At 66.5% G+C, this 15,665-nt stretch carries 15 protein-coding genes; 6 read left to right on the top strand and 9 right to left on the bottom strand.

Annotated features, from left to right (window positions below; all coding sequences use genetic code 11):
• Window positions 1-2 precede the first annotated feature (2 nt).
• Genes dnaG through ACFWB0_RS07485 form a run of 3 tightly spaced genes read right to left on the bottom strand, consistent with a single transcriptional unit; the run spans window position 3 to window position 3,965 of the window.
• Window positions 3-1,922 carry a DNA primase gene (gene dnaG / locus ACFWB0_RS07495; protein WP_378489807.1) on the bottom strand — a complete coding sequence of 640 codons (1,920 nt, stop codon included), beginning with the start codon at window positions 1,920-1,922 and terminating at the stop codon, window positions 3-5.
• 48 nt (window positions 1,923-1,970) lie between these two features.
• Window positions 1,971-3,242 carry a deoxyguanosinetriphosphate triphosphohydrolase gene (locus ACFWB0_RS07490; RefSeq protein WP_378489806.1) on the bottom strand — a complete coding sequence of 424 codons (1,272 nt, stop codon included), beginning with the start codon at window positions 3,240-3,242 and terminating at the stop codon, window positions 1,971-1,973.
• 30 nt (window positions 3,243-3,272) lie between these two features.
• Window positions 3,273-3,965, bottom strand: coding sequence for a YdcF family protein (locus ACFWB0_RS07485; RefSeq protein ID WP_378489805.1), 693 nt, complete (start codon window positions 3,963-3,965; stop codon window positions 3,273-3,275).
• A gap of 87 nt (window positions 3,966-4,052) precedes the next feature.
• On the opposite strand from ACFWB0_RS07485, the gene ACFWB0_RS07480 reads away from it, so the two are divergent.
• A complete protein-coding gene (locus tag ACFWB0_RS07480) occupies window positions 4,053-6,059 on the top strand; it encodes a TPM domain-containing protein (RefSeq protein WP_378489804.1) in 2,007 nt (668 codons plus the stop codon).
• Between the two features lie 128 nt (window positions 6,060-6,187).
• Window positions 6,188-7,564 carry a cytochrome P450 gene (locus ACFWB0_RS07475; RefSeq protein ID WP_378489803.1) on the top strand — a complete coding sequence of 459 codons (1,377 nt, stop codon included), beginning with the start codon at window positions 6,188-6,190 and terminating at the stop codon, window positions 7,562-7,564.
• 94 nt (window positions 7,565-7,658) lie between these two features.
• On the opposite strand, the gene ACFWB0_RS07470 is transcribed toward ACFWB0_RS07475, so the two are convergent.
• Window positions 7,659-9,050, bottom strand: a complete 1,392-nt coding sequence (locus tag ACFWB0_RS07470) for a glycine--tRNA ligase (protein ID WP_378489802.1) — start codon at window positions 9,048-9,050, stop codon at window positions 7,659-7,661.
• 249 nt (window positions 9,051-9,299) lie between these two features.
• On the opposite strand from ACFWB0_RS07470, the gene ACFWB0_RS07465 reads away from it, so the two are divergent.
• Window positions 9,300-9,623 carry an ArsR/SmtB family transcription factor gene (locus ACFWB0_RS07465; RefSeq protein ID WP_378489866.1) on the top strand — a complete coding sequence of 108 codons (324 nt, stop codon included), beginning with the start codon at window positions 9,300-9,302 and terminating at the stop codon, window positions 9,621-9,623.
• Window positions 9,624-9,631: 8 nt separating this feature from the next.
• A complete protein-coding gene (locus tag ACFWB0_RS07460; protein WP_378489865.1) occupies window positions 9,632-10,048 on the top strand; it encodes a Fur family transcriptional regulator in 417 nt (138 codons plus the stop codon).
• A gap of 23 nt (window positions 10,049-10,071) precedes the next feature.
• On the opposite strand, the gene ACFWB0_RS07455 is transcribed toward ACFWB0_RS07460, so the two are convergent.
• From ACFWB0_RS07455 to recO, 3 genes are read right to left on the bottom strand one after another with little or no spacing between them, the layout of a single operon-like run.
• Complete coding sequence (locus ACFWB0_RS07455; RefSeq protein ID WP_378489801.1) at window positions 10,072-10,491, bottom strand: hypothetical protein; 420 nt, start codon at window positions 10,489-10,491, stop codon at window positions 10,072-10,074.
• Window positions 10,488-11,294, bottom strand: coding sequence for an isoprenyl transferase (locus ACFWB0_RS07450; RefSeq protein ID WP_378489800.1), 807 nt, complete (start codon window positions 11,292-11,294; stop codon window positions 10,488-10,490). Before ACFWB0_RS07450 ends, ACFWB0_RS07455 begins: the two co-directional genes overlap by 4 nt.
• A complete protein-coding gene (gene recO, locus ACFWB0_RS07445) occupies window positions 11,251-12,066 on the bottom strand; it encodes a DNA repair protein RecO (RefSeq protein ID WP_378489799.1) in 816 nt (271 codons plus the stop codon). The genes ACFWB0_RS07450 and recO overlap by 44 nt, the downstream gene beginning before the upstream one ends.
• A 126-nt stretch (window positions 12,067-12,192) precedes the next feature.
• On the opposite strand from recO, the gene ACFWB0_RS07440 reads away from it, so the two are divergent.
• Window positions 12,193-13,611: an amidase gene (locus ACFWB0_RS07440; RefSeq protein WP_378489798.1), complete on the top strand. Its 1,419-nt coding sequence runs from the start codon at window positions 12,193-12,195 to the stop codon at window positions 13,609-13,611.
• A 2-nt stretch (window positions 13,612-13,613) separates the two neighbouring features.
• Window positions 13,614-14,174 (top strand): TetR/AcrR family transcriptional regulator, encoded by a 561-nt coding sequence (locus ACFWB0_RS07435; RefSeq protein ID WP_378489797.1) that lies wholly within the window; start codon window positions 13,614-13,616, stop codon window positions 14,172-14,174.
• A 45-nt stretch (window positions 14,175-14,219) separates the two neighbouring features.
• On the opposite strand, the gene ACFWB0_RS07430 is transcribed toward ACFWB0_RS07435, so the two are convergent.
• Together ACFWB0_RS07430 and era are read right to left on the bottom strand one after the other, a co-directional pair.
• Entirely contained in the window at window positions 14,220-14,603 is a 384-nt protein-coding gene (locus ACFWB0_RS07430; RefSeq protein WP_378489796.1) for a hypothetical protein, read from the bottom strand.
• A gap of 103 nt (window positions 14,604-14,706) precedes the next feature.
• A complete protein-coding gene (gene era, locus ACFWB0_RS07425; RefSeq protein ID WP_378489795.1) occupies window positions 14,707-15,639 on the bottom strand; it encodes a GTPase Era in 933 nt (310 codons plus the stop codon).
• Window positions 15,640-15,665: the final 26 nt, after the last annotated feature.

Genomic DNA, 15,665 nt, shown 5'->3' with positions numbered 1-15,665 from the left:
CGTCAGCCGGCCAGGCCGTCGCCGCCCGCATCGCCGATGGCCTGGTCGAGCAAGCTGCGCCGATACTGCTCCAGCGCGACGAGGTCGCCCAGCAGCGCGTGGAATTCGTCGGACTCCGTGGCAGGCGAGATGCGTTGCAGCTTCGATTTCAGCTCCGCCACCTGCTCACCCACCCACACTTCCTGCAGGCGCGCCAGCACTCCCCCGATGTAGCGGGGCATGCGGTCTTCTTCGGCGGGAATCGGCTCGACTGCGAGTTCCATCACCAACGAGCGCACGACCGGGTCGGTCGCTGCGCGCCCGACGGCGTCTACCCATTCGGCGCCGCCCATCCCCGACCCGACACCACCGACGCGAGCAATGGCCTCCCGCACCGCCGAGTAGGCCGGGTCTGTGAACGTCTCGCCCGGCAACGAATCGAACACCGTTCCCGCCATACCCGGATACTGCAGCGCCGCCTTCAGCCCGTCACGTTGCGGCCACAGCGCAGGATCTCCCGGCCGTGGGCGTCGCATCGCCGGCTCCTGCGATGACGACCCCTTGTCGACGGCAGCGGGCCGAGGCTTGGGCGCCGCCCCTCGCCCGCCTCCTCGACGTGCTTCGTCCTGGACCCGGCGACGGACCATGGGGATGTCGTCCCACCCCACCCAGTGCGCGAGCTGGACCGCGTAGTTGTCGCGCAGAGACCGATCCTTGATCTGCGCGACGACCGGCACACATCGGCGTAGTGCCTCGACGCGACCTTCAGCGGTGTCGAGGTCGTGTTCCAGCAGGATCGATTTGACGACGAACTCGAACATCGGGGTGCGTCGCGCCACGAGTTCGCGGACGGCGGTGTCGCCCGACGCCTGCCGCAGCTCGCACGGATCCATCCCCTCCGGGGCGATCGCGACGTACGTCTTCGCTGCGGTCTTCTGGTCGCCCTCGAACGCCTTCATCGCCGCGGCCTGTCCGGCTGCGTCGCCGTCGAAGGTGTAGATGACCTCGCCGCGGAAGTAGCTGTCGTCCATGAGCAGACGACGCAGCATCGCGAGGTGCTCGTCGCCGAATGCCGTACCACACGAAGCGACGGCGGTTTTCACTCCGGCGAGATGCATGGCCATGACGTCGGTGTAGCCCTCGACGATCACCGCCTGATGCGACTTGGCGATCTCCCGCTTCGCGAGGTCGAGACCGAAAAGGACCTGAGACTTCTTGTACAGCACCGTTTCCGGTGTGTTCATGTATTTGGCGGTGATTTGGTCGTCGTCGTAGAGCCTGCGGGCGCCGAACCCGATGACATCGCCCGCGAGGTTACGGATGGGCCACAGCAAGCGCCGATGAAACCGGTCGATCGGGCCGCGACGCCCCTGCCTCGACAATCCCGCGGATTCGAGTTCCGCGAACTCGAATCCGCGGCCGAGAAGATGCTTGGTGAGATGGTCCCAGCCCGCGGGTGCATAGCCGCACCCGAACATCTCTGCGGCGGTCTGGTCGAAGTTGCGCTCGGTGAGGTAGTCGCGTGCGGCCTGTGCGTCGGGGGCGCGGAGTTGTTCGGCGTAGAACTGCTGCGCGGCGGCGTTCGCGGCAACCAGACGGGCCCGGGTCCCGCGGTCGCGCTGCACGGACGGTCCGCCGCCCTCGTAACTGAGGGTGTAGCCGACACGTTCGGCGAGCTGTTCGACGGCCTCCACGAAGCTGACGTGTTCGATCTTCTGGATGAACGAGTAGACGTCGCCGCCCTCACCACAGCCGAAGCAGTGGTAATGCCCGTGGTTGGGGCGGACGTGGAACGACGGCGACTTCTCGTCATGGAAGGGGCACAACCCCTTCATCGAGTCGGCGCCGCCGCGTTTGAGGGCGACATAGTCGCCCACGATGTCTTCGATCCGAACGCGGTCGCGAATGGCCGCGATGTCTCTGTCTGAAATTCTGCCGGCCACGCCGACGAGTCTAGGCCGTGTTCTCGGCCAGATCGGCGGCGGTGGTTGCTAGCCCCAGCTGGCCTGCGCGGCGAGGCTGTCGCGGTCGACCCGTTCGAGTCGCGATTCGGTGAAGGACGCTATCTGATCGACGATCACCCGTACCTTGGCTGCATCGTCGGGCGCGGCCTCCCACTCGGCGACGAAGATCGGGTCGAGTCCGACCGGTGCCGTGCGCAGCAACCATTCGGCGACCCGATGGATGCGTTCGCGCTGGCCGACCTGTCTCGATCGATGAGCGCTGTCGGACATCACGAACTGCAGCGCCATGGTCTTGAGCAACGCGACCTCGGACGCCACGATCTGCGGGATCACCAGGTCGGTGTCGTAGCGGGTGATGGGCGCATTGCCGGTGACCTCGCGGGTGCCGCTGATCGCGGCCGTCGCATACCGGCCGACGAGTTCGCTGGTGAGCCGCTTGAGGGCGACCGCGCCGGCGAGTGTGCCGTCGTAGGTTCCCACCCCGACCACGACCGGCAAGGTGGACAGGCGCTGCGCCGCCTCCTCCAATTCGGCCGGATCGAGGCCGGAGAACTCCTTCAGGCCCAGCGCGATGAGGCCTGCAACCGAATCGGTGTCACCGAGGATCCGCAGATCGATGCGGCCGTCGATCACGCCGTCCTCGACGTCGTGCACCGAATAGGCGACGTCGTCGGACCAGTCCATGATCTGCGCTTCGAGACAGCGACGGCGCTCGGGCGCACCGTCTCGGATCCAGGCCAGTTCGTCGGCGTCGTCGTCGTACGCGCCGAACTTCGCGCCCGGAGTCGGACGGATCCACGGGTACTTGAGCGTCGCGTCCAACGAGGTGCGGGTGAGGTTCAATCCCGCGCTGGTGCCGTCCGAGTGGAGGATCTTCGGTTCGAGTGCGGTCAGGATCCGCAGGTTCTGGGCATTGCCCTCGAAGCCCCCGCACGGCTCGGCGACCTCGTCGAGCGCGCGTTCGCCGTTGTGCCCGTAGGGAGGGTGACCGATGTCGTGGGCAAGGCCTGCCAGATCGACGACGTCGGGGTCTGCCCCGAGCCCCTCGGCGATGCTGCGACCGATCTGACCCACTTCCATCGAGTGGGTCAGCCGGGTGCGGGGGGTGTCGCCGTCGCGCGGGCCCACCACCTGTGTCTTGTCCGCGAGCCGACGCAGCGCCGCACAGTGCTGGACGCGGGCGCGGTCCCTCGCGAATGCGGTGCGATCGGACGCAGCCGATTCCGCACCGGCGAGTCCCGATCGCTTCGGCGCTTCCTCCACACGCCGCGCGAGATCGTGTTCGCTGTATCCCGGCATACCACCGTCCTTCGTCGCTGCGACCCTATGTCACTGGTCTGCCGTGTATTCGAAGTCTGCCGAGTAGTGCGTGATCTGGTACCAGATCAGCGCCCCGGTCTCCCGGGCGATGCCGTGGAACTGCGATTCGCGTGTGAACACCGCCGGGCCCTGCCGGGTGGGCGCAGTCCACGCATCGAGTCCCGCGTCGCGTGCCATCGTCCGGGTGCGCAGTCCGTGCCACGGATCACTCACCAGCACCGCCGACGACAGGCCCATCGCACTCATCTCCTCGCTGACGGCTTTGATGCTCAGGAGGGTGTCGGCCCCCTCCTCGACCGCGACAATGGCGTCCGCGGGCACGCCGGTCTCGACGAGGTAGTTCTTACCGGAGGCCGCCTCGGTGAACAGGTCGCCTTCCTGCTTGCCGCCGACGGTGACGATGGTGTCGGACACACCGTTCTCGTAGAGCTTGCGGGCCTGTTCGAGGCGCGCTTCGAACACCGGAGACGGGGTTCCCGAGTACTGCGCGGCGCCGAGCACGACGATGGCGTCGGCGGGTGTCCAATCGTCGATGCGCGCGACCTGCCACACCCGCACTGCCGTCCCGCCCACCACCAGGACCGCGGCGAGGAGCAGTCCGGCGATCAGACGACGGCACCACCGGGCGAGGCGGGACCCGAAACTGCGCTGGTCCTCGTCGACGCTCGTGACCGTGCCTTGGCGGCGGGATGCAGTACTCACTCCCCGATTCTGCCAGTGCGCGGCCGGACACCCGCGCGGACACGCGCCACGGTGCCACCGCACGCACGGAACCGTTAGATTCGTCCCATGGCTCACTTATCGGCCGCGGACCGACATCCCTCGACAGCCGTGCTCGTCTTCGTCCCCGTCCTGCTCGCGGTCGCGGCCTGGTTGATGGCTCCCGCGATCGCCTCCGCCGAGCCGCCGTCGCGGCTGCCGCAACCGATCACCGACACCGCGGGTGTGCTGAGCGGTGACGACACTTCGCGGATCCAGGCAACGGCCGATGCGTTGTACGACGAGCACCAACTCCAGCTCTGGGTGACGTATGTGTCGACGTTCGACGGATACGACCGCGACACCTGGGTGCAGACGACTGCTCAGGCCAGCGGATTCGGCTCGGACACCGCTCTACTCGCTATCGCGACCGACGATCGCGACTTCGCACTGTGGACTCCGGACGGCTCCGAGGTCAGCGCGTCGGAACGCGACCGGATCGTGGCGAACGACATCACACCGGAGTTGCGTGAACCTACCGACTGGGCGGGAGCCGCGGTCGGCGCTGCCGAAGGCCTCGGCAACGCACTCACGCCGTCGAGCGCACCCGCGACGACGCTGCTCGTCGGCGGCGGTGTCATCGCCGCAGGCGCCGGCGGGGTGTACCTGTACTCGCGCCGATCGAAGAGCAACCGCGCGAAGGCCGGTGCTGCACAGGCCGCCCAGATCGATCCGAACGACGTCGACAGCCTGCGTTCACTACCGCTCGAAGGCCTCGAGCTGTACGCACAGGAAGTCCTCGTGGAGACCGACAATGCCGTGCGCTCGAGCGCCGAGGCACTCGAACTGGCACGCGGAGAGTTCGGCCGGTCCGCCGTGCAACCGTTCGACCGCGCCTACGACCAGGCCCGCACCGCACTCACGTCCGCGTTCGAAATCCGGCAGCGACTCGACGACGACATCCCGGAAACCCCGCAGCAGCAGCGCGACATGCTCGTGCAGTTGATCTCCTCGTGCGGTAAGGCGAATGACGACCTCGACGCGCAGGTCGAGGCATTCGACAACATGCGCAACCTGCTCCTCGACGCCCCGAAACGCCTCGATGCGCTCACTCAGCGTGCAATCGGGCTGCGAGCACGACTCCCCCACTCCGAGACGATCCTCGCTCAGCTGCGCAGCGAGTTCCCCGCGGGTGCTCTCGCTCCCGTCGTCGAGAACGTCACGCTCGCGGAGGAAGAGATCGCCTTCGCGGAGAAGGCGGTCGACGAAGGGCGGACCGCGGTCGCGCGACCCGCCGGCGAGCAGGGCGACGCGGTGCGGGCGATCCGTGAAGCAGAAGGAGCCCTGGGGCACGGGGCGATGCTGCTCGACGCCCTCGATCACGCGGCCGAGGACATCCGACGAGCCATCGCGACCCTTCCCGAAGCGATGGAAGATGCGGCGCAGGGCATCGCGGACGCCGCGCGGCTCGCAGCGGCAGGCGGCCCGGAACTCGACGAAGCGCGGAAGGCAGCGCAGGACGCGCTCGATCATGCACGGGCCGAGCAGCACAACGACCCGCTGGGCAGTTTCACGCGGGTGGTGGAAACGGATGCGCGACTCGATGCGTTGCGTGCGCAGACCCGTGAAGCCCAGGAAGCCCAGGAGCAGGCCCGCCGACGTCTTCAGCAGGATCTGGCGGCGGCGCAGGCACAGGTCACGGCCGCAGCCGATTTCATCGGTACGAGGCGCGGTGTCGTCGGGGCGCAGGCCCGTACCCGGTTGTCGGAGGCCGAACGTCATCTGCAGGCAGCGCAGCAGCTCGCGCAATCGGATCCGGCGTCCGCGATGCAGCACGCGCAGGCCGCCGCGGGCCTGGCTGCGAAGGCGTTGCGTTCCGCCCAGGACGACGTGCAGAAATGGGACCGTCAGCAGCGTCCGCCGCACGGCGGCTCGTCGGGCGGCAACATGACCGGCGCCATCCTCGGCGGCATCCTCATCAACAGCGTCCTCAACAGTGGCCGTGGTGGAGGCGGCTTCGGAGGCGGTTTCGGGGGTGGCGGCTTCGGGGGCGGCGGTGGGGGCGGCTTCGGCGGGTCGAGCGGGGGCCGCTTCTAGCATGTTCGGGACGATCCCACTCTGAATGCTGAGCACCCACCAGCGAGAAGATCACTCTCATAATCATCGAATCCCTTTCTTGCTCAGCAGAACACTGGTAGCTTGCCGTCAACCGCCCCCACCCGGTGATGCGCACCACATTTTCAGATGAGGAGCTCCTGGTCGTGACCCAGACCGATTCCGGCAAGAACCACATCCACTTCGATCGACACGCACCCGAGTACCGGGAGCAGTTCGAGTCCATCACCCGCGACATGCACGAAGGCTGCCCCATCGCGTGGACCGACGCCCACGGCGGGCACTGGGTCGCAGCCGGAGCCGACGAGGTCTTCCACCTTGCGAGGTCGGGCGACATCTCCAACGACAACGACGTCCAGGGTGTCCGGCGCGGATACCGCGGCATCACCATCCCGACCGGCGAGCTTGCCAACGGGGTCCGGGGCGGCATGCTCGAGATGGACCCACCGGAGCATCGCTACTATCGCCAGGCCCTCAACCCGTACCTCTCACCGGCTGCCGTCACACGATGGATTCCCGTCATCGACGAGGTGGTGCGCGCGTGCCTCGACGAGAAGATCACCACCGGCCGGATCGACTTCGTCGACGACCTCGCCAATATCGTGCCTGCAGTACTCACTCTCGGCATGCTCGGCATCCCGCTCGCCAAATGGGAAATCTACAACGAACCGGTACATGCGTCGGTGTACACACCGCCCGATTCCCCCGACCGGGCCCGCATCGGCGAACTGCAACGCGCGATGGGCGCTGATCTGTACGCCGCCGTCGCGGAGATCCGCAGGCACCCGCGCCCCGGTCTCGTCAACGCGGTGGTCCACGCCGACATCGACGGAGAGAACCCACCCGACGGGGAAGTTCTCGGCATGCTGTCGCTGCTGATCGGCGGCGGATTCGACACGACGACCGCGCTGACCGCGCACTCGCTCGAATGGCTGTCCCAGAATCCGGACCAACGCGAACTGATCAGTCTCGAGCGCGACACCCTGCTCGACTCCGCGACCGAGGAGTTCCTACGGTTCTTCACACCTGCCCCGGGGGACGGCCGGACCTTCTCCGCAGACTGCGACTACGCCGGAGCCCAGTTCCGAGAAGGTGAACGATTGTGGCTCTCGTGGGCGATGGCCAATCGCGATCCGTCACTGTTCGACAATCCCCACAGCGTCGATATCGAGCGGAAAGGAAACCGTCACTTCAGTTTCGGACTCGGAATTCATCGATGCATCGGGTCCAATGTCGCACGGACAGTGTTCAAGCGGATGCTCATCGCAGTCCTCGACCGCATGCCGGACTTCTACTGCGATCCCGCCGAAGCAGTGCACTACGAGACGATCGGCATCATCCAGGGGATGCGGAATCTTCCCGCGACCTTCACCCCCGGCCCCCAGCTCGGCCCCGGTCTCGACGAGACGCTGGCCCGACTCCAGAAGGAATGCGACGAGCAGGGTCTCGCCGAGCCCATCACGGCGCAGACCGGTAGATCGCAGTAGCCGCACGAAAAGGCAGGCACCTCGCGTCGACGCGGTGTGCCTGCCTTCTGCCGTTGCGCCTGTGATCATCAGGCGCGGGTAGGGGTGCCTCCGATCAGCACCCGATCAGACGCTGCGCGAGGTAACCCTCGACCTGATCCAGACTCACGCGCTCCTGCGCCATCGTGTCGCGCTCGCGGACGGTGACCGCATGATCCTCGAGCGTGTCGAAGTCGACGGTGATACAGAAGGGCGTGCCGATCTCGTCCTGTCGACGGTAGCGGCGGCCGATCGCGCCCGCGTCGTCGAACTCGATGTTCCAGTTCTGGCGGAGCTGAGCGGCGAGATCCTTGGCCTTCGGGCTGAGATCCGCGTTACGCGAGAGCGGCAGCACCGCAGCCTTGACCGGCGCGAGCCGACGGTCGAGACGCAGCACGGTGCGCTTGTCGACCCCGCCCTTGGAATTGGGCGCCTCGTCCTCGGTGTACGCGTCGACGAGGAACGCCATCAGAGAACGGGTGAGGCCGGCTGCCGGTTCGATCACGTACGGCGTGTAGCGCTCGTTGGTGGTCTGATCGAAGAAGCTCAGATCGGCGCCCGAATGCTTCGCGTGGGTCGTCAGGTCGAAGTCGGTGCGGTTGGCGACGCCCTCGAGCTCACCCCATTCGCTGCCCTGGAAGTGGAAGCGGTACTCGATGTCGACGGTGCGCTTCGAGTAGTGGGACAGCTTCTCCTGTGCGTGCTCGTACAGGCGCAGATTGTCTTTGTTGATGCCCAGTCCGGTGTACCAGTCCATGCGGTAATCGATCCAGTACTGGTGCCACTGTTCGTCCTCACCCGGCTTGACGAAGAACTCCATCTCCATCTGCTCGAACTCGCGGGTGCGGAAGATGAAGTTGCCCGGCGTGATCTCGTTGCGGAAGCTCTTGCCGATCTGGCCGATACCGAACGGCGGCTTCTTACGCGACGTGGTGAGCACGTTGGCGAAGTTCACGAAAATGCCCTGCGCGGTCTCGGGACGCAGGTAATGCATACCCTCTTCGCTCTCGATCGGACCGAGGTAGGTCTTGAGCATCATGTTGAAATCGCGGGGTTCGGTCCACTGGCCCTTGGAGCCGCAGTCGGGGCACGCAATCTCGGTCATCGCCACGGCATCGGGATCGTCGAGCTTGTGCTTCTCGGCGTAGCCCTCCTGCAGGTGATCCTGACGGTGTCGCTTGTGGCAGCTCAGGCATTCGACGAGCGGGTCGTTGAACACGCCGACGTGACCAGACGCGACCCACACCTGACGAGGCAGGATCACCGACGAGTCGAGGCCCACGACATCGTCGCGGCTGGTGACCATGTTGCGCCACCACTGCTTCTTGATGTTGTCCTTGAGTTCCACACCGAGCGGCCCGTAGTCCCAGGCCGACTTGGTGCCGCCGTAGATCTCCCCGCAGGGGTAGACCAGCCCGCGGCGCTTGGCGAGGTTGGCGACGGTATCGATCTTGGATTTGGGTGCCACTCGGATTCTCTCCATCTCGGATGCGGGTTCGCAGCATGCGTCGATCCCCAAGACTATCGCTCCATGGCCGGACTCCGAACATGCGGCGGTTGACATGCACATCTGTGCATATCAAAATGAGATCGGTTTGCAATAACGTGCGGTTCACCCTCCGAAGGAGCCCCCTTGAGTCTCGACACCGGTCACCACGACTGCACGGTGGACGCTCGCGCTCCCGAATCGCACGAATCCGCCGAGACCGGGCAGCCGATCCCGCACGACACACTCGTCACCGCAGGCGAGCTCCTGCGTGCGCTGTCTGCGCCGATCCGGATCGCGATCGTCCTCCAGCTGCGGGAATCTGCGCGATGCGTGCACGAGCTCGTGGGAGCACTCGGCGTCACTCAACCGCTGATCAGTCAGCATCTGCGTGTCCTGAAGACCGCCGGTGTCGTTCGCGGAGACCGGTCCGGACGCGAAGTCCTGTACCGCCTCGCGGATGATCATCTCGCCCACATCGTCGTCGACGCTGTCGCCCATGCCCGAGAAACTCCGCACGCCCCTAGCCGGGCAACCCCTGACAAGGAAGGTTGACGTCCACCTTGACCTCCGCCCGCAAGCCCCTCGTGGGGGTTCGCTCCACCAAGCAACGCAGCGCGATCATCGCCCTGCTCGACGACACAGAAGAGTTCCGGACGGCACAGGACCTCCATGACGAACTACGCAAGCGCGGCGACGGGATCGGCCTGACCACCGTGTACCGCACGCTGCAGTCCCTCGCCGAGGTGGGCAGCGTCGATGTGCTCCGCACCGATTCCGGGGAGTCGATGTTCCGACGGTGCTCGTCGGGGCATCATCACCACCTCGTGTGTCGTCGCTGTGGATTCACCGTCGAGGTGGACGGACCGGAGGTCGAGCGCTGGGCGCACGAGATGGCCGACGCGAACGGATTCGTCGACGTCAGTCACACCATCGAGATCTTCGGCACATGCACCGACTGCGCGCTCGCAGAGGACTGAGGGGACGTACCACGCCTGGCCGGTTATGCCGTCTCGCCGGAGCCGGCCGAGGCGCCGACCACATCGCGAGCGCTCGCGGCGCCGTCGAGAACCAGCAGCAGCATCGTCGTCAGAGCGGTGTCTTCGAGGCCCGTGACGGGGAACGAGTAGCGCAGGACCACATCCGCCTCTGCGTCGCGCTCGATCAGATGCACCGACCCGAACTGCACGGTGTCGGCGGCCGTCGCCACCCGCGCACGCACGTCGTCGCCGAGCGGGAGATCCCAGCCGAGAATCCCGGTGAGCGACACGACGTCGAGGCCCTCGGTGAGGGTGACCACCTGCACCGCGAACGGGACGGCACCGTAGTCGAAGCCCAGGGCGTCGTCGCCGTTGGTCGCGGAGGTCCGCATGTCGACGAACGGAGTGAGCAGCCCAGCGATCCGCTCTCGGAATGCCGTCATTTCACACCCCCGAACCGACGGTCGCGGGAGGCGTATTCGACGCAGGCCGCCCAGAGGTCGCGTCGGTCGAAGTCGGGAAAGTTCTTGTCCTGGAACACCATTTCTGCATAGGCGGACTGCCATAGCAGGAAGTTCGAGAACCGCTGCTCTCCCGACGGCCGGAGAAACAAATCGACGTCGGGCATATCCGGCTCGTCGAGATAACGGGCAATCGTGGCTTCGCTGACCTTCTCGGGATCGATCTCTCCGGCCGCGACGCGACGTGCGATCTCACGGGTGGCATCGGCGATCTCGGCCCGGCCACCGTAGTTGACGCACATGACGAGTGTCATCACGTCGTTGTCCTTGGTGAGTTCCTCGGCGATCTCGAGTTCCTTGATGACACTGCGCCACAGACGTGGGCGGCGACCCGCCCACCTGACACGCACACCCATCTCGTGCATCTCGTCGCGACGCCGGCGGATCACGTCGCGGTTGAAGCCCATGAGGAACCGCACCTCGTCGGGGCTCCGCTTCCAGTTCTCGGTGGAGAACGCGTAGGCGGACAGCCACTTGACGCCCACCTCGATGCTGCCGCACACGGCATCCATGAGTACGGCTTCGCCGCGTTCGTGACCGGCGGTGCGAGGCAATCCGCGTTCTTGTGCCCAGCGACCGTTACCGTCCATGACCAGCGCAACGTGCTGCGGGATCAGCTCGGGCTGGATGATCGGGGCGCGCGCACCCGATGGATGGGGGTCGGGTGGGCGGATCGTGCGGTCAGCCGGTCGGTGCGGTTCGCGTCGTCGAATCACGGTCCCCATCCTGCCTGACGCCGGTTTCCGGGTTTCCTGCCCCGTGCGGACTACTACGTTCGATGAGCGGCAGCGACCGCAGCTGACGCTCGAGGTGCCATTGCAGATGCGCGGCGATCAGGCCGCTGGTCTGGCTGCGCACCGAGGTGGGCGCCGCTTCACTGACCTCCCAGCGCCCTCGGTTGAGCGCGTCCATCAGTTCCAGCACTCCCTGCGCAGGTGTCGCCGCACCGGGCGGCCGGCATTCCACACAGACCGCGCCGCCCGCCCCGACATGGAATGCCGTGTGCGGTCCCGGCCGGTCGCAGCGGGCGCACTGTGTGATCGCGGGTGCCCACCCGGCGTAGAGCATGGCGCGCAGCAGAAAAGCGTCGAATACCAACTCCGGGGGCCGCGTCCGATCGCACACCGCACGCAGGGCGCCGACGGTCAGGGCGTGGAGCCGGGGCACGGGCGCGCGCTCCTCGCCCGCGAGCCGTTCGGCCGTCTCGAGGATCGCGCACGCGGTGGTGTAGCGCCCGTAGTCGTCGACGATGCCGATCGCGAATGCGTCGAGGGTCTGGACCTGGGTGACGATATCGAGGTTGCGTCCGGGGTGCAGTTGCACGTCGATGTGGGCGAAGGGTTCCAGTCGCGCACCGAACTTCGAGCGGGTGCGGCGCACTCCCTTCGCGACTGCTCTGACGAGCCCGTGCCGACGGGTGAGCAGGGTGACGATGCGGTCGGCCTCGCCCAGCTTGTGCTGACGCAGCACCACGGCATTGTCCCTGTACAACCTCACGCCTCCGAGTGTGTCACGTCGGCACGACAGCACCTGCTGTGCGGGCGGCGGGAGTCCCGGGAATTCCTCGACACCCGATACTGGAACGCGTTACTGTTCGTTCGAACGAACAACGTTGGGGGACGCATGACGACGCAGGACGTACCCGCCCGGTCCGCCGGACTGACCGACATGGCTGCAGCACTCGACGGAGGAACCACCACCTCGGTGGCACTCGTCCGCGCCGCACTCGACCGCATCGACGCGAGCCGAACCACGCTCAACACTTTCCGCGTCGTGCGGCGCGAAGCGGCACTGACCGAGGCGGCAGAGGCCGATCGTCGCCGCGCTGCGGGCGAGCACGCTCCCCTGCTGGGCGTCCCGATCGCGGTCAAGGACGACACCGACATCTCCGGTGAGAACACGGCCTTCGGCTGCGCGGGAGACTTCCCGGTTCGGCAACACGACGCCGAGGTGGTCCGACGACTCCGCAACGCAGGCGCCGTGATAGTCGGCAAGACCCACTCCTCCGAGGTCGGTCAGTGGCCCCTGACCGGCAACCCGACCTACGGACACACGCGAAATCCCTGGTCACGCGACCACACGCCGGGCGGGTCGTCCGGCGGGAGCGCTTCCGCAGTTGCCGCGGGACTGGTCCCCGCAGCCCTCGGGTCCGACGGCGCCGGTTCGGTTCGGATCCCGTGCGCATGGACGAACCTGGTGGGCATCAAGCCGCAACGCGGCCGGATCTCGATGTGGCCTCATCCCGAGTCGTTCTACGGGCTGACCACCCACGGCCCCCTCGCTCGCACCGTCGCCGATGCGGCACTCCTGCTCGACACGGTGACCGGTAATCACCCCGGCGACCGCCATCGCCGCGACTCGCCGACGGTCTCCGACGCGGTGGGACGCGACCCCGGCCGACTGAGAATTGCACTGTCCCTGAAGCTTCCGTTCACGGCAACACCAAGACGGCTCGACCCACGGGTACGCACCCGCATCACCGCACTCGCGACCACACTCCGCGATCTCGGACACGAGGTGATACTCGCCGACCCCGACTACGGAATCACGTTCGGACTGGACTTCCTCCCGCGATCGATGGCCGGGATCCACGACTGGGTGAACGCACTGGCCGACCCGTCGCTCGTAGATCGCCGCACCCGCGCCAATGCGCACACCGGCAAGCTCCTGCACGGGCTTCCGCTCCGGGCTGCTCTGGCTGCCGAGCCCCGGCTCAGGGGTCGGGTCGGCCGGATCTTCGATCGAGTCGACGTCGTGCTGACTCCCACCACGGCAACACCACCACCGACGGTCGACGCGATCGACGGTCTCGGCGGGTGGGCCACCGACAAGGTGATCACCGCTGCGTGCCCGTACGCATGGCCGTGGAATGTGCTCGGATGGCCCGGCGTGAATATTCCCGCAGGGTTCACCGACGACGGATTGCCCATCGGCGCACAACTTCTCGGACCTGACAACTCCGAGCCGATGCTCGTGTCGCTCGCCGCTCAACTCGAATCGGTGCTGCGCTGGCACGAACAGAGCCCAGCGGGGTGGTGGTAGTCGTGTCCACGGATGCTCGGCACCGCATCATCGACGCGACACTGCATCTCGTCGGCACCCACGGAATTGCAGGAATCACCAATCGGCGCATCGCTTCTCGTGCCGAGGTGTCATTGGGGTCGATCACCTACCACTTCCCCAGCCAGTCCGACCTCCTCGGGGCCGCGCTCACCACCTTCGTCGAGGAGGAAACCGAACGACTGCGTGCGATCGCGGAAACATATCGATCCCAGTCTCTTTCGTTCACGGAAGCCGCGGTGATCACCGAGCGGGTGGCGACGGACCTCGCGTTCACCGCCGAGAGGATCGCACCATACGAGCTGTGGATCCAGGCGGGCCGGGACCCGGATCTGCGTGCGACCGCAGACGACTGCTGGTCTGCGTACGACGCCCTCACCGTGGCAATCCTCCGTGCCCTCGGCGTCCCGAATGCGGAGACGCTCGGACCGGTCCTCGTCGCGACGATCGCAGGACTGCAACTGCGCCGCCTGTCGACCGGGTCCGACACGGACTTGGCCGCTGCCACACTCCTCCTACTGCGGGCAGCGGCGGCACAACCTTGACGTACCGGGCCCCAGGGCTCAGCTCCCAGAGCCGCACCGGCACCCTCAGAATCGCACCGTGCCGGTCCCCACTTCCCTACCGCCCTCCAGAACACCGACTTTCACATCCTCCGATCCGACGGTCACCTCGACGGTGCACACAATCGGCACGATCGACCTCGTTCCCGGCTCGAACGGCTCACCGTGGGCAGGCCCTTTGATCGTGCAGGTGATCGCATCCGCCGACGCGAACGACACCTGCGGGCGGTATCCGGAGTAGAACGGCGTACTACGTCCGCCGACGTTGCTGGGCCTCATCGACAGGTCAACGGGAATCTCTTCTCCCGCAGTGAACGTGATGGGCACCGCGGCGACATCGCCGCCCGATCCGCACCCTGCGACAAGGAGCAGCGACGCCGCGGTGACCGCGACCGGGACAGACATGCGCATTCGGACCTCCGCATCGACAACGATGCGGAGACCCTAGTCTCATCGGACAATTCCGACACCTACGCGTTCCATCGACGACGTCGGTACACGCGACAGCGGAAGGTCAGAATCCGAGGCGTCCCAATTGCTTCGGATCCCGCTGCCAATCCTTCGCGACCTTGACATGCAGCTCGAGGAAGATCTTCACACCGAGCAGCTTCTCGATCTGGGCGCGCGCCGCCGTCCCGACCTGACGCAACCGTGCGCCGCCCTTGCCGATGACGATCCCCTTCTGGCTCGGACGCTCCACATAGAGCAGAGCATGCACATCGAGCATCTCGCCCTGCTTCTCGGTACGTCCCTCGCGCTCGCGCACTTCCTCGATCACCACGGCGAGCGAGTGCGGAAGCTCGTCTCCGAGGCCTTCGAGCGCCGCTTCACGGATGAGTTCGGCCATGAGGGTTTCCTCGGGCTCATCGGTGAGCTCACCGTCGGGGTAGAACGCAGGCCCCGGCTCCATGTGCGACGCGATCACGTCGACGAGGACCTCGACCTGCTCGCCCGATGTCGCGGACACGGGAACCACGTCGGTCTCGCCGCCGAACAGCTTCGACACCGCAAGCAGCTGCGCCGCGACCTGTTGCTTGCCCACCTTGTCGATCTTCGTCACGATCGCGATCAGCGGTGTGCGCGGCGCAACGGTGCGGACCTGTTCGAGAATCCACCGGTCGCCGGGACCGATCTTCTCGTCTGCGGGAAAGCACATTCCGATGGCGTCGACCTCCGAGTACGTGTCGCGCACGAGGTCGTTGAGGCGTTGTCCGAGCAGGGTGCGGGGCCGGTGCAGCCCCGGTGTGTCGACGAGGATCAACTGCGTGTGCTCGCGGTGGACGATCCCGCGGATCGTGTGGCGGGTGGTCTGCGGACGCGACGAGGTGATGGCGATCTTGCTGCCGACCAGTGCATTCGTCAACGTCGACTTGCCGGTATTGGGCCGCCCGACGAAGCAGATGAATCCGGAACGGAAATCGGAGTCGTTCACTTTGTGTTCTGCCATCTGATGTTCGACGCTGCTACGTCCTC

The sequence above is a fragment of the Rhodococcus sp. NPDC060086 genome, from assembly GCF_042730275.1.
Classification (GTDB): Bacteria; Actinomycetota; Actinomycetes; order Mycobacteriales; family Mycobacteriaceae; genus Rhodococcus.
Note: the sequence above shows the minus strand (reverse complement) of the source record. Positions and strands in the feature narration are given on the sequence as shown.

Coding starts and splice junctions, on each gene's coding strand:
- ACFWB0_RS07455 (WP_378489801.1), bottom strand. CDS start 10,491: ATGACGGCATTCCGAGAGCGGATCGCTGGGCTGCTCACTCCGTTCGTC.
- ACFWB0_RS07475 (WP_378489803.1), top strand. CDS start 6,188: ATGCGCACCACATTTTCAGATGAGGAGCTCCTGGTCGTGACCCAGACC.
- ACFWB0_RS07430 (WP_378489796.1), bottom strand. CDS start 14,603: ATGCGCATGTCTGTCCCGGTCGCGGTCACCGCGGCGTCGCTGCTCCTT.
- ACFWB0_RS07480 (WP_378489804.1), top strand. CDS start 4,053: ATGGCTCACTTATCGGCCGCGGACCGACATCCCTCGACAGCCGTGCTC.
- ACFWB0_RS07490 (WP_378489806.1), bottom strand. CDS start 3,242: ATGCCGGGATACAGCGAACACGATCTCGCGCGGCGTGTGGAGGAAGCG.
- ACFWB0_RS07440 (WP_378489798.1), top strand. CDS start 12,193: ATGACGACGCAGGACGTACCCGCCCGGTCCGCCGGACTGACCGACATG.
- era (WP_378489795.1), bottom strand. CDS start 15,639: ATGGCAGAACACAAAGTGAACGACTCCGATTTCCGTTCCGGATTCATC.
- ACFWB0_RS07450 (WP_378489800.1), bottom strand. CDS start 11,294: ATGGGGACCGTGATTCGACGACGCGAACCGCACCGACCGGCTGACCGC.